This is a genomic window from Hydrogenoanaerobacterium saccharovorans (assembly GCF_016901815.1).
GTDB lineage: Bacteria > Bacillota > Clostridia > Oscillospirales > Ruminococcaceae > Avimicrobium > Avimicrobium caecorum.
In genome coordinates this window covers 177,808-196,560 of record NZ_JACSNR010000001.1, presented here as the reverse complement: position 1 = coordinate 196,560, position 18,753 = coordinate 177,808, and the positions used below count along the sequence as shown (strand labels likewise).

Below are 18,753 nucleotides of genomic sequence, written 5' to 3'. Positions count from 1 at the left end.
GGTGAGTACCATTACAAATAAGCTGACTGTGTCTCCTTCTCCTCATATCAAGGATAAGGTGACAACTTCCTCTCTGATGCTCAATGTGATCATTGCTCTGGTTCCCGCTGCGGTGGCTTCGGTTGTGATCTTCGGCATCAGCTCGCTGATCCTCATTGCCACCTGTGTAATTACCTGCGTGGTTGGTGAGTACCTGTTCAATGTCGTATGCAAGAAGCCCCAGACCATCGGGGATCTGAGTGCGGTTGTGACCGGCATCCTGCTGGCCTTCAACCTGCCCTCCACCTTCCCGATCTGGATGGCTGTGGTTGGTTCTCTGTTTGCCATCGTGATGGTCAAGAACCTGTTCGGCGGTATCGGTCAGAACTTTGCCAACCCCGCCATTGCCGGTCGTGTAATCCTGCTGATCTCCTTCTCCGGTCCCATGACCAGCTGGATGATTCCTGAAAAGGCTGTGGGCGGCTTCCGTCTGGTATCGGGTGCTACCCCCCTGGCTGTAAATGCTCTGGGCAATACCGCAGACCTTCCTTCCTATGCCGATATGTTCCTGGGTCTGCGCGGCGGTTCTCTGGGTGAGACCTGCATCCTGGCTCTGCTCATCGGCGGTATCTTCCTGATTGTCCGCGGTGTCATCAAGCCCATTATCCCGGTTGCCTTCCTGGGCACCATCGCAGTATTCGCTCTGCTGGTTGGTCAGGACCCGCTGTTCCATCTGATGGCTGGCGGTGCTGTTCTGGGTGCCTTCTTCATGGCTACTGACTATGTTACTTCTCCGGTTACCGATATGGGCAAGCTCATCTTTGGTATCGGCTGTGGTCTGATCACCATGGTGATCCGTGTATACGGCAACTATCCCGAGGGTGTATCCTTCGCGATCCTGCTGATGAATGTAATTGCTCCGCATATTGATAGCCTTACAAAGTCCAAGCCCTTTGGAGGTGTAGTTGCAAAATGAGTATGTTCAAGGAATTTGCCATGCCGCCTCTGGTCCTGACAGTCATTGCAGCTGTTGTGACCGGCGCGCTGGTTGCCACTGAAAGTGTTACAACTCCTATTATTGAGCAGCAGGCTGCTGCGGCTGCGGATGCAGCCCGTGCAGTAGTGCTTCCGTCGGCAGATAGCTTCACCCAGGTTACTGTGGATGAAATGCCTGAAGGCGGCGTAGATATCTACGAAGCCAACAACGGTACAGGTTATGTAGTAACCGCTCAGGCAAAGGGCTATGGCGGTATGCTCAAGGTTATGGTCGGCATCGATTCCAATGGCCTGATTTCTGGTACCGAGGTACTGGAGAACAACGAAACCCAGGGTCTGGGTTCCAAGGTATCGGAACATGCCTTCATGGACCAGTATATCGGCAAGGATTCCACTCTGGAGGGAATTGAAACCATCAGCGGTACCACCATTTCTTCCAATGCCTTCAGCAAGGCAGTACAGAATGCTTACCAGGTATACGGTGTAGCTGCTGGCGTCGAAGTAGCCGGTACCCAGCGTGATCCGATTACAGATGAAGTAAAGGCTGAGCTGTTCCCGAATGTGACCAGCTTCCAGAAGTACGCTGTGGAAGGCGAGGCTTACAAGGCTGGCGATGAGGGTTACATCGTTGTAACCAGCAACGCCGGATTTGCCGGAGATGTAACCACTGCCATTGGTTTCGATCTGAACGGCGCCATTACCGGCGTGGTATTCACCGAGACCAGCGAAACCCAGGATTACGGCGAACAGTATACCCGTGCTTCCTGGAAGGATGCTCAGGTGGGCAAGACTTCGGCAGATGAACTGGATCTGATTTCCGGCGCGACTGTCACCTATGACGCCCTGAAGCTGAACTTCACTGAGGCCTTTGAGATGCTGCCCACACTGGCAGATGCTTCTCTGGAATATGAGGGTACTGCTGAGGGCTACAACGGCACCATGACTGTTGCCGTAGGCATTGATTCCACCGGTGCCATTACCAGTGTCCGTCTGGTGGACAGCGCAGATGATTTTGCCAGCAAGGTAAGTGATGAAGCCTTCACTTCCCAGTTTGTAGGCAAGACTTCCACCGATGGTATTTCCACCATTTCGGGCGCAACGGTTTCTTCCACAGCCTTCATTGAGGCCGTAAACAATGCACTGGCTGCACAGAAGGGAGCATAAGAGATCGTGAAAAAGAATAAGCTTTCGATACTCACAAATGGTATCATCAAAGAAAACCCTGTCCTGGTTCTGGTGCTGGGTACCTGTCCCACACTGGCAACCACTACCTCGGCGATCAATGGTCTGGGTATGGGTGTTGCCGCTACTGCTGTACTGGTATTCTCCAACCTGCTCATTTCGCTGCTCAAGTCGGTTATTCCGGACAAGGTGCGTATTCCCTGCTATATCGTAGTAATCGCCGGTCTGGTAACTGTTGTACAGATGCTGGTTCAGGCTTATGCCATTGACCTGTATAACGCTCTGGGTGTATTCCTGCCCCTGATCGTTGTAAACTGCATCATTCTCGGCCGTGCTGAGATGTTCGCCAGTAAGAACAGCCCTCTCGACTCGGCCCTGGACGGCTTGGGCATGGGTATGGGCTTCACACTGACCCTGTTCATGATGGGTTCGATCCGTGAACTGCTTGGTTCCGGCTCCATCTTTGGCGTATCGGTTCTGTCCACTCCCATTGCCATCTTTGGCGTGGCTCCCGGCGGCTTTATTGTATTTGGCTGCCTGGTTGCCCTGGTTAACAAGATTACCGAGGGCAAGGCCATCAAGAAGAAGGAATTCAGCTGCGCTGACTGCCCGGTTGCTTCGGTATGCGGTCAGTCCAAGCTGGCTTGCGAGAAGGGAGAGTGCTAACTGATGAAAGAACTGATGATTATTCTGTTCAGCGCGATCCTGGTTAACAACTATCCGCTGTCCAAGTTCCTGGGTATCTGCCCCTTCCTGGGCGTATCCAAGAAACTGGATTCCGCGGTGGGCATGAGCGCTGCTGTTATCTTTGTAATGCTGATGGCAACCGCCGCTACCTGGCCCATCTATGATATGCTGCTGGAGCCCAATGGTCTGGCCTACCTGCAGACTATCGTATTCATTCTGGTTATCGCCGCGCTGGTACAGCTGGTAGAGACCATCCTCAAGAAGTATGTTCCTGCTCTGTACAAGGCACTGGGCGTATATCTGCCGCTGATCACCACCAACTGTGCTGTTCTGGGTGTAACCGTACTGAACATCACTGAGAACTACAACTTCGTAGAGTCGATGGTGAACTCTCTGGGTGCTGGTCTGGGCTTCATGCTGGCAATGGTACTGTTTGCCGGTGTCCGTACCCGTCTGGAGAACATCGACGCTCCCAAGTATTTCCAGGGCCTGCCCATCACTCTGCTTGCCGCTTCGCTGGTATCTGCTTCGTTCATCGGATTTTCCGGTGTAGTTGACGGCCTGTTCATGTGATTTTGGTAGAGAGGAGTTTGGAACCATGGGTATTTATACATTTCCTGTAATGCTGGTAGGCGGTATTGGTCTGCTGGCTGGTGTGATCCTGGCTGCTGCTTCCAAGTTCTTTGCGGTGGAAGTAGATGAGCGGGCCACCAAGATCCGTGAGTGCCTGCCCGGTGCAAACTGCGGCGGCTGCGGCTTTGCCGGTTGTGACGACTATGCCGCAAACCTGATCGCCAATCCGGATCTTCCCACCAACCTCTGCCCGGTCGGCGGTGCAGCGGTTGCCCAGAAGATCAGTGAGATCATGGGTGTATCCTTTGAAGCTGCTACTCCCAAGCATGCGGTAGTACACTGCAATGGTACCTGCCAGAACACCAAGTATGCCATTGATTACGAAGGACCCCAGACCTGCGCTGCCTGCAACACCATGTTCGGCGGCCGCGGTACCTGCAACTTCGGCTGCATCGGTTTTGGTGACTGTGTAGCTGCCTGTCAGTATGACGCCATCCACATTGTGGACGGTGTGGCTGTGGTAGATCCTGAGAACTGCATCGCCTGCGGTGCATGTGCCAGAGCCTGCCCCAAGGGTCTGATCACCATGATCCCCGAGACCAGCCAGATCTATGTAAGCTGCTCTTCCAAGGCCAAGGGTGCTGTAACCCGTCAGGCCTGCAGCGTAGGCTGTATTGCCTGCCGCAAGTGTGAGAAGAGCTGCCCTTCCGGCGCGATCACTGTCAACAACAATGTTGCCTCCATCGATCCGGAGAAGTGCACCAACTGCGGCCTGTGCATGAGCCAGTGCCCCACCGGTGCAATCCGCAATGTAATGTACTGCGACGGCAATCCTGCCAACACCGCAGCACACGACTAATTGCATATCTGTCTGAAAAAGCACACGGCTTGTCCGTGTGCTTTTTTTGTTTGATGCGGCATTCTCAGCCGGGGCAGAGGCGGGAAAAGGGCGTTATCCGGCGGCGCACGGCTGACAGGCGCTGATATGGACTGTGCAGAATGCCAGGAGTAATTTTGACAAAAAGCCGGGGCAGGGTTTTGGCATTCGGACGATGCCCCATGGGAGAGGACAGCACAGCCGGAAAAATCCAGCGGGATTTCGACAAATTTTTCAGATGGTTTATTGTGGGAATTAAATGAAAATTTTTTATTACTAATATAAATCTTTATTATTGCATAGACCTGTATTATAATAAAGGCAGGTAAATGAAACAGAAATTCTCATCGCAATAAAAATTTATTACAGGAGGCAGGCATGGAACCTATCATGAAAGAATATTGTGAATTGGTCGGGTTCCTTGGAAAGGTGCTGGGCCAGGATTATGAGATCATCCTGCATGATCTGAGCAACATGGATCACTCGGTGATTGCGGTGGCAAACGGACATGTCAGCGGGCGCAGGATCGGTTCTCCCATGAATGAGAACGGACTGCGGCTGATCCGCTCCGGGGCATGGAAGGATAATCCGGAGATGATCCGCTACCGGGGATACTCCAAGAAGAGCAATCAGCTGCTCTGCTTTGCCCGGTTCATCAAGAACCAGGAGGGGGAGCCCATCGGAATGCTCTGCATCAACTACGACTACACCAACAGCCAGAAGCTGGTGGACAGCCTGACCGAACAGCTGGGCATTGCTTCCCTGCCGGATCAGGCGGAAAGTGAAAAATACTTCAAAAGCGACACCGAAAAATTCCCGGACAATATGGAAGAGGTGGTCTATGGCATCTGCAATCAGGTGCTGTCCGAGGCCACCGTGCCGGTGGACCGCCTTTCCCAGGACGAGAAGATCGCCATTGTGGAAAAGCTGGACGGCAAGGGAGTTTTTCTGTTCAAAGGCGCGGTAGCATTGGTAGCCGGACGGCTCCAGACCTCCGAGGCGACCATCTACCGGTATCTCTCCAAAATCAACCGGGCCGGCGGGAAAAACGGCCTGCAGTAAATCCATGGTTTCAGCCCGGAACGGATCCGCCGGGTGAAATAGACAGAATTTTTACCAAAGCAGAAAGTAGGGGAGTTTATGACACAAGAATACAGCAGCATGGCCAACAGTATTATCATGTGGCTGGCCTGTGCACCGGGAGTATTGATCGTGTTGTTCCAGGCATATCTCTTCTTCCGGCGCAGTAAAAAAGATGCTCTGCGGGTAGGCCTCACCGAGAAACAGGTCAAGGCTGCCATCCGCAGTGCGACTGTAACCTCCGTTGGTCCGTGTTTTGTAATGCTGACCGCTATGCTTTCCCTGATGCTCTATGTGGGCGCGCCGCTGGCGTGGCTGCGTGTGGACTTCATCGGTTCGGTATCCTATGAGCTCCAGGGCGCCAACTTCGCCGCAGAGGGTATGGGCATTGAACTGGGTACCGCTGCCATGGATGCCAGCTATCTGTCCACCGCCTCCATTGTTATGACTGCCGGCTGTATCGGCTGGGTTGTCTTTGCGGCACTCTTCTCTGATAAGATGGAGAAGGTCAATGCAGTCATGAGCGGCGGCAATGAGCTGCTGGTTCCCATCCTGGGCACCGGCGCTCTGATCGGTGTATATGCCTCGCTCACCATGGACCGTCTGTATCCCTTCAAGAACCAGGGCTTTGCGGTACTGTCCTCGGCAGCACTGATGTTCCTGATCCAGAGCTACAACAAAAAAGCCAACAAACAGTGGCTCAAGGAATGGGGACTGACCATCTGCATGATCTTCGGTATGATCTGCGCCACTGTATCGGAACAGTTCATCATGCTGTAAGCCATACAGCTCATTCAATGAAAAAACCGATCCCGGCACCGCTGTTGTGCCGCATTCAGGGGGTAATCAAGTATGACTGACATGGAACGTGATGTATTCCATAAGGAATATATGCCTTACATCATCAAATGGGGAAAGCTCACCTGCTGGCTTTCCATTCCGCTGATCTTTATCCCGGCAATTGCCCTGTATATCTTCTATCAGGCTGTGCCGTCGGTGGGCGGTGTGATTACTGGTTTTATCGCACTGTTCTCCTCGATGGTAGCCTGGTATGTGGTGGACCCCATCACACTCTATCCCATTCTGCACATCCCCGGCATGTATATGACCTATATCGCCGGTAACTCCAAGGAGATCCGTGCCCCTGCGGCAACTGCGGCTCTCTCCGCCACCGATGTGGAAGCCGGTACTGAACATGGCACCATCATCTCTGCCATCGCCATTTCGGTTTCCATCTTCATCAGCCTGGCTGTCATGACCCTGGTTGCCCTGGCTGGCAACTTTATCCTCAGCCTGCTGCCCGATTCCATTGTCGCGGCACTCAACTACCTGCTGCCCGCCCTGTTCGGTGCGATGTGCATGCAGCGTATCATGATGGACTATAAATCGGCCTTCGTCCTGCTGCCCTGCGCCCTGATCATCCGTTATCTCAGCACCCTGGGCGTCTTCAAGGTTCTGCCTTTCGGCGGCGGCTATGCTCCGATCCTGTCCTGCGTTATCATTGGTGTGGTTGTGGCAAAGGCTCTGCATGGAAAAGCAGCTGCCAAGCCCAAAGCATAAACGAACTGTCTGACAAAACTATCAAAAGAGAGGTATGTTACTATGGGATTCAATGAAAAGGTTCATGCGTTTATTGCTGCCAAGTTCTATGTCTATCTCACCGAAGCCTTTGGCGAGCGCGGCGAGCGTGCCTTTATCCACGGCACTCAGTACTATGCCGAGCAGCGTGGACGCCGTATGGCCCAGCGTGCCATCCGGGACGGCAAGGAACTGACCTATGCCAACTATCTGGAGTACGGCGAGTGGGTGAATACACAGGAAATCATTGACGAGGGCTGTGCCAACAAGTCCACCATCGAATCCTGGGCCCCGGATTACCGCATCCATATCACCATGTGCCCGTGGTACACCCAGTTCAAGGAGATGGGCCTGCCCGATGCCGGTCATGTATACTGTGCTCATCTGGATAACTCCATCTGCCGCGGCTTCAATCCCTATCTGACCTACCTGGTGCCGGACACTCTGCACAAGAGCGGCTTCTGCACCCATATCATCAAGGATGTCAACTTTGAGGTAGGCGAGAAGCATCCCAAGAAGACCGAATACCTCAAGGGCTTCGACTATCACTGCGGACATTCCTACTGGGCATACAGCGAAGTGGTAGCTGCGATCTTCGGCGCCGAGGGCGAGCAGATCAACGCCAAGGTGATGAAGGACTTTGAGGAGACCTACGGCAAGGAAATGGCTGACAAGCTGGCTTCCTACAAGTACACCAACTTCAATGTAGCAGACTGATGCCTGCCTGAATCTATGAGGTAAAAACGCATTCATTCCGGTTATGGATATGAATGCGTTTTTTATCTGCCTTGGGCAGGTATGTGCGAAAAATGGCTTGTTCATGCGGAAAACTGGAGACTTTGCGGCTGGCAGGAGTGTCAGAGACGGTGGATTTTGGATCAGATCCATGATAGAATAACACTATTCTGCAAAGAGAAAGAGTGATATGTATATGGAAAAGATCGCAAGCTTTACTGTGGACCACAACAAACTCGACCGGGGCATCTATACCTCCCGGGTGGACGGGGACTGCTATACCTTTGACCTGCGCATGAAGAAGCCCAATACCGGCGATGTGCTGGCAACCGATGCCATGCACGCCATTGAGCACATCGGCGCCACCTGGCTGCGCAGCAGCCGCTTCAAGGACCAGATCATCTACTTCGGGCCCATGGGCTGCCGCACCGGATTCTATCTCATCACCCGGGACCTCACCGGTCAGCCGCTGGTGGATCTGGTGATCGATGCCTTCCGGTTCATCGCCGCCTGTGAAGGGGAGATCCCCGGTGCCAGCGCCAAGGAGTGCGGCAACTACCGGGATCTGAGCCTGGAGGGCGCCAAGCAGCAGGCCGCAGAGTACCTCACCACCATTGAGGGATATCCGGCAGCCTGGCTGGATTACGACCACGAATGAAAAAAGCGCCTGTCCCCTCGGGGACAGGCGCTTTTGTTATGCCAGGCGGATTTCCAGTTCCAGCCGGACCGAGGTTTCCGCCAGCTCGATCTGAGCCGAGGAGACCATCATGCCGATGAGCATCAGCTCCGATCCGGAACCGGGCTGGTCGCCGATCAGTTCCCAGTATTCCTCCGCCGCGCCGTATTGTCCGGTGCGCCCGAAGTATTCCGAGAGTTCTTCCAGTTCTCCCCGTTTGTCGGTGAAAAAGTCCGACTCGATGGTGAGCAGATACCGCTCCGGTTCCCGCCGGATGCGGGTACGGACATCGGTGGCTCCGGCTGTAAAGAGAAAGTTCACCAGTTCTTCGGTGATCCGCAGTATACGCTTTTTATCCTGACGCATGAAATCATGCCTCCTTTTTGAAACTCTGGATCAGCGGCACCAGGGTCAGTGCCACCAGTCCGGCAGTAAATCCGTTGTTGTAGAGGTTGAGCCCGCCATATACCGACCCCACGGTGGTGACAATGGCACAGTGGAGCATTCCGGCGATGATTCCCCACACCACGCCGAACTGTCCGGCGATGGGAGCCAGTCCCATGCCGAAGAGGGCTGCCAGCTGGATGGAGGGGTCAGCGGGCTGGTAGCGGAGCAGCAGGGTAGCGGCCCAGATTCCGGCAACAATAGGGGCGCAGTTTTTCGGGTGCATACCAAAGGCGGCAAAGCCCATGATGGTGATGACGCCGCCCAGGGTAGGGCCGTTGAGGTCGCCGCCCACCAGCCAGAGCCAGCCGATTGCCAGCAGTCCCATGACTGCCATGTTCATAAAGGTCGGGCCGACGCCGTCCATAAAGACGAAGTCTGCCACAGCCCGGCCCGAGTGGCGGGTGATGCGTCCGAGCCGGCGCAGTTCCCGGTCGGAGAGGAGCCAGCCCCAGACAAACAGCAGCACCAGGGCGCCCAGGCAGAGCCCGGTGAGCAGCGGCGGGAAGCCCTTCTGCCAGATCATCACGCTGCCGCTGTCCAGCTGGAAGCCCCGGAGCACCGACATCAGCGCAATGGCCACAAATCCGGCGGCAAAGCCCACATTGAAGAGGTTGTAACCCATGTGGAAGGAGGCGGTATGCGGCGCCAGCGCAGGCACCACAAAGCCGATGACCACGCCGATTCCAGCCGCAGCAGCAACCCGCAGCCACAGGGCGGTACTCAGGGCATTATAGAGGAAGGACACAAAGGGCGCCAGACAGGTGGAGAACAGCCCGATGACGATATACTTGTTCCACTTTTCCTCCTGATAGCGGGCGAAGAGCCAGTTGCCGAACAGGATGGGCAGGCAGTTCACCAGATTTTTGCCGAACAGCGCAAATCCGCCCATGATGAGAATGGCAGCCACGCTCAGACCGCTGTAAGTGAGTCCCAGCCGGCGGGTGAGCAGCAGGGAAGCCAGGGTCACCAGTCCGGCATTGAGCATGGTAGCGCCCATGCCGCCGATGACAAAGTAGTCGGAGATGAGCACATCCGGCGAGCGGTGGATCGCCGCCAGACCGGGCAGCAGGGTGTCCCAGGGGGAGAGCACCAGTCCGCAGACGAACAAAAAGACAGAAAATGCCAGCATCATGCGCCAGAGCAGCTCTGAGGGTTTGTGTTTGAGGGGGTGTTCAAAATGTTTCATGCGGGCTCCTTTGGTGTGGGGTGAACCGGCGGACGGAGCATCGCCTGCCGGCGGGGATAGTCGGGGAGAAGGCGTTCTGTCGCCGCATAGAAGGCGGCGGAGTGGTTGGGCACTGCCAGATGGGCCAGTTCATGGGCTGCCACACCCTCGATGGCTTCGGGCGGCAGATGCGCCAGCCGGGTGCTGAAATGCAGTTCCCCGGTGCGGGGATTGCAGCTTCCCCAGCGGGAGGTCATCAGCCGCAGCCGGAGCTCACCCGGACGGTGGGGACAGAATTCCGTCAGCCGGGGCACAAGACCGGCGATCATCTCCCGGAGCACCGGTTCCAGCTGACGGTTCAGCCATCGGGTGAGCCGGGGGTCCCGGGAGGAGAGGGGTGCCGGAAAGGGCAGAGAGAGTTCCCCGTCCCGGAGTGTGATCTCCCCGGTCGCTCCCAGCCGCAGCCGGTACGGAACGCCGAACAGCCAGAACCGGTCGCCGTCCTGGTACTCCGCGGGGATCTGCAGGTATTCCGGACGGCAGTCCAGCCGCTGCCGGGCCTGACGGATGCGGTCGGCATTCTGCTCCACAAAGCGGTCGGCCTCCGCCAGCGTGACCCGCTTGGGAATGGACACCGTCACGCTGCCGTCGGGACGCAGCCGCAGGTTGAGTTTTTTCACAGCCTTGCGGGTCAGCTCATATTCAATTCCGCCGGCACAGCGCTTCATGCTCCCGCTCCTTCCGCTGATGATATACCATTTCAGTATACCAGAAAGTCTGCCCTTTGTCCTCAGGTTTTAACAAAAAATCCGGGGAGAAATTTTGGTTTTTCCCGGCACGGCCTAAAATAAAAAGGACAGACGCCGGTGCTGGGCATCTGTCCTTTGCTGTATTGTACGGGTTACTGCAGGTCGCCGAATTCTGCCAGGGTGATCTCCAGCGCACGCTCCTGCAGGCTGAGATCCAGCCCGGAGCAGTCCTCCCCGGTGATGCGATGGAGTACCTCCCGCAGCAGGGCGGGATTGCGCACCAGTACCGGGCCCATCTGCCAGGTGCCGAAGAAGTTCCGGTAGAGGGTGCCTTCGGTGCCGTTCGGGGTTTCGCCGTCGCCGGGGCCGCGCAGCACCTTGAAGAGCGGATACGGATTTTCCCCGGTGAGGTGGGAAGTGCGGTTGACAAAGCCATAGCAGCGCACCGACTCATCAAATACCGGACGGGATACCACATCGCCGGTAAACACCTTGCCGGTTTCAGTGCCGTGGTAGGGGAAAAGCCCGATGCCGGTTTCCTCACCGTCCGGGGTCTGGAAGCTGCCGCCGAACAGGAACCGGGCATTGCCGGTGACCAGGAACACGGTGCCGTTTTCCACCGCCGCAGTGATGGCATCCGCGTACTGCCGGAAGTGGGGAGCTGCCGCCGCCAGATTCCTGGCCTTGCCGTGCCCGATGTAGATGAAATCATAGCCCGCCGGGTCGATGGGTTCGCCCAGCTGCACCTCGGTGACAGCCGACTCATAGCCCAGCTGTGCCGCAGCCCGGCGCACCGCTGTCACATTGGTATAGTCGCCGTACAGATCCAGCAGATCGCTGTACAGATGCAGGATTTTCAGTTCCTTCATTACCGCAGCACCTCCAGAATACCGTCCTCATCGCCGAAGGCCGAAGCAGCCAGCACCCAGATGGTGCCCTCACTGCGCTTCATGGCCTCCCGGAGCTTGGAGTTGTCGTCCTCAATGATCATGTGGTCCCGGTCAAAGCCAGCCAGTTCCAGCCGGACTGCCAGATCATAGGCCCGGCTGCCCGAGCAGACCACCCAGTCCACCTGACCCACCAGCCGTTCGAAGGCCACATCATAGAGCCAGGAAATATCCTTGTCATCGGTGTAGATGACATTGTTGACATAGAGTGCCACAGTCTTGGGGTTCTCCTTGGTGAGCACATAGGCGATGTTCTGATCCAGCGAAACAGGGTTCTGCTTGGTGAGCATCAGAATGGCCTTGCGTCCGTCCACATTGAACTCATCATACCGTTCCCGGCTGACCTCAAAGGTACCGGCAGCGGCAATGGCCTTTTCCAGCGGCAGGCCGGCTGTACAGCAGACTGCCACGGCGGCGGTGGTGTTCATAAAGTGGAAGGGAGTGGGGTAGTTCACATGGGCAGGCAGGCCGTTGATGGTGAAGTCCCCGGTTTCAAAGTCCACCTGATCGGACAGATAGTCCGGAGTGGGGGTATGATAGCCGCAGGTGGGGCAGTGGAAGCTGCCGATGTGGTTGTAGTGAAAGAAATCATATTCCATCTTGCCGAAGCACCGGGGGCAGACCTTGGCGTCATGGGTGAGGTGCAGGCAGGTATCGGTGGAACGGGAAGTGCGTGCCATGCCGAAGGTGACATTGTCGCTGCGTCCGTCGCCCAGCTGCTGGGAGATGGGGTCATCGGCATTGAGCACCAGACGGCGGGCATGGGGCACGGCTTCAGAGATCTTAGCCAGGATAATATCCGGGTTGCCGTTGCGCACCACCTGATCCCGGAGCAGATTGTTCACCAGGAACACATCCAGCGGGATCTGGGAAAAGACAATGGGGGTAAAGCGTTCGTCCACTTCCAGCACCACGAAGTCGCTGCGGACCCGACCGCCCAGGGTACAGTGTTCCAGCAGGGTGGTGGCAACACCGGCAGCCAGATTGGAGCCCTCGGTGTTGTTGATGACGGTATAGCCATTCTCCCGGAGGATATGGGCTACCAGGTTCTGGGTGGTGGTTTTTCCGTTGGAACCGGTCACAGCGATGACCTTTCCATCAAACTTCATCTTCTTCAGGAACGCGTGGTCCAGTCGGAGGGCAATACGCCCGGGCAGGGTGGTGGAGCGTCCGATGAATTTACCGGCAAACCGCACCAGCCGTCCCAAAATTACGGCAAGAGCAAATCTCACGCTGTTTCACTTCCTTTTCAAAACAGTTTTCAGTTGCAGTTTCCAGGGTCAGACAACTTTTTTATTATATCCCCAACCAGAGCGGATTGCAAGCCGAAAGCCCGGTCTTTGCGCACCAAACCGACCGTTTGACAATAGTATGGAATATCCCGCATCCGGAAAGGAGGGACAACGATCCTTTGGAACTTCAATCACTTCTGATCCTGTTTGGGATTTCCGCGGCGGCCTCCATGGACAGCTTTTCGGCTGTGCTGGCATACAGTGCCGCCGGCATCCATATACCGCCCCGGTCGGTCTGGACCCTGGGACTGGTCAGCGGCGGCCTGCTGGGCCTGTCGGTGCTGGCGGGGAGCCGGCTGGGAGCCCTGGGCGCTGCGGCGCAGATCGCCGGTGCTGTGCTGCTGATCCTGCTGGGCGCCGGCAAGCTGGCGGGGAGCTGGCTGCGGAGCCTGGCTGCCCGGCTGGCAGAACAGGGCCCCTATACATTCTCGGCATGGGACCTGCGGTTTATGCTGTCGGTCTATGCCGATCCCACCCGGGCCGACGCGGACCGCTCCGGCGATCTCACCGTCCGGGAGGCAGCTTTGCTGGCAGCGGTGCTGTCGGTGGACGGCATTGCCACCGGTCTGGGGGCGGGTCCGGGTCTGGAAACGGCCTGGGCCGCTGTGCCGGTGGCAGTGCTGTGCAGTCTGCTGGCGGTGGTAGCCGGACAGTGCTCCGGGCATCTGCTGCGGCGGAAGGCCTCCGTAACACCCGATTCCCTCGGGGCGGCACTTCTGGTGCTCATGGGGCTGATCCGGCTGGCAGGTCAGGCAACATAACGGGCGGATTCTGTGTATTTCTGAGTCAATTATCAGGATCATGCCCAAAATCCTATTGATAAAATTGTAAACTTTTATTGAATGAATGTGGATGGGCTTTCTCTGCAAAACCGCATCATCAAGCCAAAATCCCCGGTTCTTCCAAGCGGAAAACCGGGGATTTCTATATTTGTGAACAACTTGTAACCTAAAGCAACACTTTTCGAAAAAGCTGACCCTTGTATTTTTGCTGCCGGACGATTATGATTCCAAGTACAGAGGAGATGACAGGTACAAAAGCTCCCCGATGTGTTCCGCGTTGCGCTGGATCAGTTCTGTGATCACAACCAGGGAATCCTCCCGGGGATTGGCAGCCCATTGCTCCAGCACAGCCATCATGCCGCCGCTGATGAATTCCGCGGCATAGAGGAACTGTTCCCGGTCAAACACCGGCTCGGCCTGGTCCAGGCTCTGAATCAGCAGCTGAATGATGCGGTCTTTGATTTTGATGAGGAGACGGTTATGTTCTCCTGACAGGATCAAAAGCCGCATATTCTGTTGGTTGAGAATCAGCTCATTGCCCAGCATCCGGAAAAAATCCTTCAGGATCTGTGGATTCCGGGCAGGCTGTCCGGTGAGCCACAGGCCGAAGATCTGCCCGACAAAATCGTCCTCCACTTCTGCGAGGACGGCATCCATCCCTTCAAAATGGCTGTAAAAGGTCTTGCGGTTGATGCCGGTTTCCTGTGCCAGTTCAGTGACAGTGATATCCTCAAAGGACTTTTCACTCATCAGCTGAAGCAGGGAACTTTTGATCCGGGCATGGGTCCGTTCCCGGCGCTGCTGCCGGCTGTGGACCGTCAGACTGGTCTGCATGCTGTTGCCTCCCTCTGTATGAGTCTCAATGATCGGAAAGGGGACTGTTCTGTTATGTCCCAAAAGACAGAAAATACCTTTGTAGACCGCATTATTGATGTGGTCATTCACCGGCGCCGTATGGTGGAAAAAGTCTTTGCGGTGCTGGTGCTCCTCTCTATTGTAGCGAATTTCTTTATCCCCATCAACTATGACCTCACCGAATATCTGCCCGACTGGGCGCCCACCATGCAGGGCATCAACCGCATGGAGGAGAGCTTCGGTTATCCGGGTACTGCCCGGGTGATGATCGATGATGTCACCATGGCACAGGCCGGTGCCTATCAGCGCCAGCTTTCGGAGATCGAAGGGGTGGACAGCGTGAGCTGGCTGCCGGGCGGCAATGCCTATCTGCCGGAATCCTTCCTCACTGTGGGGGACATCTCCGACTACTACAAGGACAACAGCGCCATTATGGATGTGATCTTCACCTATGGGGATTCGGACCCCCGCACCTATGAAGCCATCGATTCCATGAAGGAACTGCTGGAGGAGAAGGGCCATTACAGCGGCCCCGCCATCGAAAACAAAACCCTGGAGGAGAGTATCTCCCGGGAGATGCCGATGATCATGGCAGCCGGTGTTGTGGTGATCTTTGCGGTGCTGGCGATCACAACCACCTCCTGGTTTGAGCCGGTGCTGTTCCTGCTCACCATGGGCCTCGCCATTATCCTCAACATGGGCACCAATATCATCTTCGGAAAGATCTCCTTCCTTTCCCATGGTATCGCGGCGGTCATTCAGCTGGCAGTGGCGATGGATTACTCCATCTTCCTGCTGCACAGCTTCACTGCCCAGAAACAGAAGGGGCTCTCCGATGAGGAGGCCATGGCGGCAGCGCTTCATCAGGCGGTGGATTCCATCGTGTCCAGCGGCGTCACCACCATCGTGGGCTTTGTGGCGCTGGCTCTGATGCGCTTTACCATCGGCCGGGACCTGGGCTTTGTGCTCGCCAAGGGCATTGTGTGCAGCCTGGCAACGGTGCTGATCCTCATGCCTGCCCTGATCCTGCGCTTCCAGGACCGCATCCGCAAGACCCAGCACCGCTCCTTTGTGCCGTCCATGGATGGATTCGCCCGGAAGCTGTTCCGGGGGCGCAAGGTGCTGGCAGTGGCAGTGCTGCTGGTGATCGTCCCGGCCTATGTGGCACAGAATATGATTGACTTCAAATACGGCACCTCGGCTGTGGGGTGCAGCGAAGGCACCCAGAGCTATGAGGACCTCCAGCTCATGGAGGAGCGGTTCGGCAAGAGCAATATGCTGCTGGTGCTGGTGCCCCAGTCCGACCCGGCAGTGGAACGGGCCTTTACCGAGGAGCTGGAACAGCAGCCCTTTGTCCGCTCGGTGACCTCCCTGGACGGCATGCTGCCCGAGGGAGTGCCGGAGAGCTTCCTGCCGGAGGATCTCACCAGCCAGCTCCACAACGACGGATACAGCCGGATCATCACCACCCTGCGCACCGAGAGTGAAAGCGACTATGCCTTCCAGTGCACCGATGCGGTCCGGGAAATCGCCGACAAATACTATGACGAGAGCTACTTTGTGGGCACCACACCTGCCACCCAGGATATGAAGGAGATCATCTCCAGCGACTACGGCATTGTCAACGGCATCTCCATTCTGGGCGTGGTACTGGTGGTCTATGTCACCTTCCGGTCGGGCGCCATGGCGCTGACGGTTATTGTCCCCATCGAGATTGCCATCTTCCTCAATATGGCGGTGCCCTATCTCCGGGGCGAGGAACTCACCTTCATGGGCTACCTGATGGTGAGCAGTATGCAGCTGGGCGCCACAGTGGACTACTCCATCCTGCTGACCAACAACTATCTGGAGCTGCGCCGCCGGATCGAGGATAAAAAGGAGGCTGCCATTGCCGCCATTTCCCGAAGCTGTGTTTCGATTCTCACCTCGGGCGGCGTGCTGACTCTGGTGGGCTATGCCCTCTACTTTGTATCGAGTATTTCCGCCATCGGCGATATGGGCCACCTCATCGGACGGGGCGCGATTTTCAGCATGATTCTGGTGCTGGGCTTCCTGCCGCTTCTGCTGACACTGGTGGATAAGCAGATCTTCAAGGATCAGCAGCGGTTTGAGGCACGGAGCGAACGCCTGCAGAAACGCATTGAAGAAGAACGCATCAAACGAAGCAGCCGGCTGCCTGCCGGAAGCGAGGAGTGAACGGATATGAAGAACAAACTGAAAAAAGGGCTGGCAATTCTGCTGGCTGGAACGATCCTGACTTCCTCGGTGACTCCGGCACTGGCTGGGGAACCGGAAGTAACAGTGGACGAAACCGCCTATATCACCCTGGACTACTACGGGAGCCGGAGCGACCTGAGCATTGTAAAGAGTGTGCGCCTCAATGGCAGCACTGAGTTCACCGACTATGGGCGGTACGAAACGGTGTCCAACCTCTCCACCACCGATCAGCCGCAGCTGACCGATGAGGGCGTAACCTGGACCCTGTCCGACCCGGACAGCGGGCGGTTCTATTTTGAGGTACAGCCCAAGGACGACTTTCTGGGCCTGCCATGGGACATTGATGTGAGCTACATGCTGGACGGTGTCCCCTGCAAGGCAGAGGATCTGGCGGGGAAGTCGGGACTGGTGGAGATCGATGTCACTGTGACCCCCGACCCGCTGGCAGATGAGTACTATAAGAACAACTTTGTGCTGTTCTGCGGCACCGGCGTGGATCTGGGCGATGTCAAGAGCTTCCGGGCCGAGGGGGCGCAGCTCCAGACGCTGGGCAGTTATCAGATGGCGGTGTTCATGGCCTTCCCGGGACAGGAGGAGCACTTCCATTTTGAGATCGGCAGTGATGATTTCACCTTCCCGGGACTGATTTTTGCCGGCATGCCGGTGACCCTCAGCCAGGCCGATGATCTGGCGGAGATCGGCAAGGACAAGGACGACATCAAGGCCGCCGGTGACGCCATCGACAGTATGCTCCAGGATACACTGGACATCATGACCTCCATGACAGCGGGAACCGCCCAGGCAGCCGAGGGTCTGCGGGATCTGGAAAAGGCCTGGGACGAAGTGGACCAGCAGCACACCAGCATTGAGGACAGTGTGGACAGCACCCGCTATGCCATGAAGAACCTCAAGAACCATCTCTACGACCTGGCAGAGGCCATGGACGACAGCTCCATTCTGGACGGGGTCGGTCAGCTGGAAGATGCCATAGACGGCATGCTGGGGTCGCTGGAGCAGATCGGACAGCTGCTGGAACAGTTCCATCAGCTCAGTGCCGGAATCAAGGAGTGCCTGGCAATCCTCAATAACCCTAATGCCTCTCCGGAGGAAAAGGCAGCAGCCCAGCAGAAGCTGGGGGAACTGCTGGTAAAGCTCAGTGAACTGCTGAGCCAGCTTCAGGGACTGGATCTGGACGGCCTTTCGGTCCAGACTGACGACCTGCATGCCCTGCTTCAGGAGCTGGATCAGGGTGCGGAAGCCGGCAGCATCGAAACCGAGAGCATCAATGCCCTGATGGGGGCGCTGTCCGACCTGGAGGATCAGATCAACGAGGAGCTGGCTGCCAGCCAGGACAACCTGGACTCCATTGCAGCCTATGCCTCTCCCGCTGACCTGGGAGATCTGGATCTCTCGGGAGATGCCAGCCTCATCGAAAATGAGCTGGTGATGGTGCTGGACAACACCGCCCGGACTGTAAGCAAGCTGGAAGTGACCATGGGCAAGATCGACAATGTGCTTTCGGACAGCTACGAGAATCTTAACAGCGGTATGCGTTCCACACTGTCGGGGACAGCCCACCTGCTGGAAAATCTCACAGCGGCACTGCAGAAGACCCAGAACATCAAGGCCAATGAGCAGGTGATCTCGGATCTTCTGGACAAGAACTGGCAGAAGCTGGACGACGAGCTGGGAATCCTGGATATGGACCCCTCAGCCCGGAAGCCTTCCTTCACCTCCACCCGCAACCCGGAGCCGGAGAGTGTACAGGTGATCCTGCGCACCGAAGCCATCACCAAGCCGGACACGCTGGCAGAGGAGGTAGATGAGAGCGGCGATAACCGCACCTTCCTCCAGCGCCTGGGAGATGTGTTCCAGACCATCTGGGATTCCATCACCGGACTGTTTGATTAAATAAAAAAGAGGACACAAGCCTGTG

General features: G+C 56.5%; 19 protein-coding genes. 13 read left to right on the top strand and 6 right to left on the bottom strand.

Annotated elements, in window-relative coordinates; translation table 11 throughout:
- Positions 1-10 precede the first annotated feature (10 nt).
- The 10 genes from H9X81_RS00995 to H9X81_RS00950 all read left to right on the top strand — a co-directional run bounded on the left by H9X81_RS00995 (position 11) and on the right by H9X81_RS00950 (position 8,345).
- On the top strand, positions 11-955 hold the full coding sequence (locus H9X81_RS00995) for an RnfABCDGE type electron transport complex subunit D (RefSeq protein WP_177503015.1): 945 nt from the start codon (positions 11-13) through the stop codon (positions 953-955).
- Positions 952-2,139, top strand: a complete 1,188-nt coding sequence (locus tag H9X81_RS00990; protein WP_204719264.1) for an FMN-binding protein — start codon at positions 952-954, stop codon at positions 2,137-2,139. The genes H9X81_RS00995 and H9X81_RS00990 overlap by 4 nt, the downstream gene beginning before the upstream one ends.
- Positions 2,140-2,145: 6 nt before the next feature.
- Complete coding sequence (rsxE, locus tag H9X81_RS00985) at positions 2,146-2,823, top strand: electron transport complex subunit RsxE (protein ID WP_177503008.1); 678 nt, start codon at positions 2,146-2,148, stop codon at positions 2,821-2,823.
- A 3-nt stretch (positions 2,824-2,826) separates the two neighbouring features.
- Positions 2,827-3,417 carry an electron transport complex protein RnfA gene (locus H9X81_RS00980; protein ID WP_204719263.1) on the top strand — a complete coding sequence of 197 codons (591 nt, stop codon included), beginning with the start codon at positions 2,827-2,829 and terminating at the stop codon, positions 3,415-3,417.
- Between the two features lie 25 nt (positions 3,418-3,442).
- Positions 3,443-4,276, top strand: a complete 834-nt coding sequence (locus tag H9X81_RS00975) for an RnfABCDGE type electron transport complex subunit B (RefSeq protein WP_177503006.1) — start codon at positions 3,443-3,445, stop codon at positions 4,274-4,276.
- A 396-nt stretch (positions 4,277-4,672) separates the two neighbouring features.
- Positions 4,673-5,356: a helix-turn-helix transcriptional regulator gene (locus tag H9X81_RS00970; RefSeq protein WP_177503005.1), complete on the top strand. Its 684-nt coding sequence runs from the start codon at positions 4,673-4,675 to the stop codon at positions 5,354-5,356.
- A gap of 99 nt (positions 5,357-5,455) precedes the next feature.
- A complete protein-coding gene (locus H9X81_RS00965) occupies positions 5,456-6,154 on the top strand; it encodes a DUF5058 family protein (RefSeq protein WP_204719262.1) in 699 nt (232 codons plus the stop codon).
- 72 nt (positions 6,155-6,226) lie between these two features.
- A complete protein-coding gene (locus H9X81_RS00960) occupies positions 6,227-6,934 on the top strand; it encodes a hypothetical protein (protein ID WP_204719261.1) in 708 nt (235 codons plus the stop codon).
- A 42-nt stretch (positions 6,935-6,976) separates the two neighbouring features.
- Positions 6,977-7,669, top strand: a complete 693-nt coding sequence (locus tag H9X81_RS00955) for an L-2-amino-thiazoline-4-carboxylic acid hydrolase (protein ID WP_204719260.1) — start codon at positions 6,977-6,979, stop codon at positions 7,667-7,669.
- Positions 7,670-7,883: 214 nt separating this feature from the next.
- Positions 7,884-8,345, top strand: a complete 462-nt coding sequence (locus tag H9X81_RS00950) for an S-ribosylhomocysteine lyase (RefSeq protein ID WP_204719259.1) — start codon at positions 7,884-7,886, stop codon at positions 8,343-8,345.
- 36 nt (positions 8,346-8,381) lie between these two features.
- Here H9X81_RS00950 and H9X81_RS00945 read toward each other — a convergent pair whose 3' ends face one another.
- The 5 genes from H9X81_RS00945 to H9X81_RS00925 form a co-directional block, all read right to left on the bottom strand.
- Positions 8,382-8,729 (bottom strand): hypothetical protein, encoded by a 348-nt coding sequence (locus H9X81_RS00945; protein ID WP_204719258.1) that lies wholly within the window; start codon positions 8,727-8,729, stop codon positions 8,382-8,384.
- Positions 8,730-8,733: 4 nt separating this feature from the next.
- Complete coding sequence (locus H9X81_RS00940) at positions 8,734-9,996, bottom strand: DUF1576 domain-containing protein (protein ID WP_204719257.1); 1,263 nt, start codon at positions 9,994-9,996, stop codon at positions 8,734-8,736.
- On the bottom strand, positions 9,993-10,703 hold the full coding sequence (locus H9X81_RS00935) for a M48 family metallopeptidase (RefSeq protein ID WP_204719256.1): 711 nt from the start codon (positions 10,701-10,703) through the stop codon (positions 9,993-9,995). The genes H9X81_RS00940 and H9X81_RS00935 overlap by 4 nt, the downstream gene beginning before the upstream one ends.
- Positions 10,704-10,876: 173 nt before the next feature.
- Positions 10,877-11,593, bottom strand: a complete 717-nt coding sequence (locus tag H9X81_RS00930) for a glutamine amidotransferase (protein ID WP_204719255.1) — start codon at positions 11,591-11,593, stop codon at positions 10,877-10,879.
- Positions 11,593-12,903: a MurT ligase domain-containing protein gene (locus H9X81_RS00925; RefSeq protein WP_204719254.1), complete on the bottom strand. Its 1,311-nt coding sequence runs from the start codon at positions 12,901-12,903 to the stop codon at positions 11,593-11,595. The genes H9X81_RS00930 and H9X81_RS00925 overlap by 1 nt, the downstream gene beginning before the upstream one ends.
- Before the next feature lie 179 nt (positions 12,904-13,082).
- Here H9X81_RS00925 and H9X81_RS00920 point away from each other — a divergent pair, with 179 nt between their 5' ends.
- Positions 13,083-13,724: a hypothetical protein gene (locus H9X81_RS00920; RefSeq protein WP_204719253.1), complete on the top strand. Its 642-nt coding sequence runs from the start codon at positions 13,083-13,085 to the stop codon at positions 13,722-13,724.
- Positions 13,725-13,964: 240 nt separating this feature from the next.
- Here the strand turns inward: H9X81_RS00920 and H9X81_RS00915 are convergent, their stop codons facing one another.
- Positions 13,965-14,579, bottom strand: coding sequence for a TetR/AcrR family transcriptional regulator (locus tag H9X81_RS00915; protein WP_204719252.1), 615 nt, complete (start codon positions 14,577-14,579; stop codon positions 13,965-13,967).
- Between the two features lie 54 nt (positions 14,580-14,633).
- Between H9X81_RS00915 and H9X81_RS00910 the strand changes: the two genes are divergently transcribed.
- On the top strand, positions 14,634-16,796 hold the full coding sequence (locus H9X81_RS00910; protein WP_204719251.1) for an efflux RND transporter permease subunit: 2,163 nt from the start codon (positions 14,634-14,636) through the stop codon (positions 16,794-16,796).
- Positions 16,797-16,802: 6 nt separating this feature from the next.
- Positions 16,803-18,728 carry a hypothetical protein gene (locus H9X81_RS00905; protein WP_204719250.1) on the top strand — a complete coding sequence of 642 codons (1,926 nt, stop codon included), beginning with the start codon at positions 16,803-16,805 and terminating at the stop codon, positions 18,726-18,728.
- Positions 18,729-18,753 lie beyond the last annotated feature (25 nt).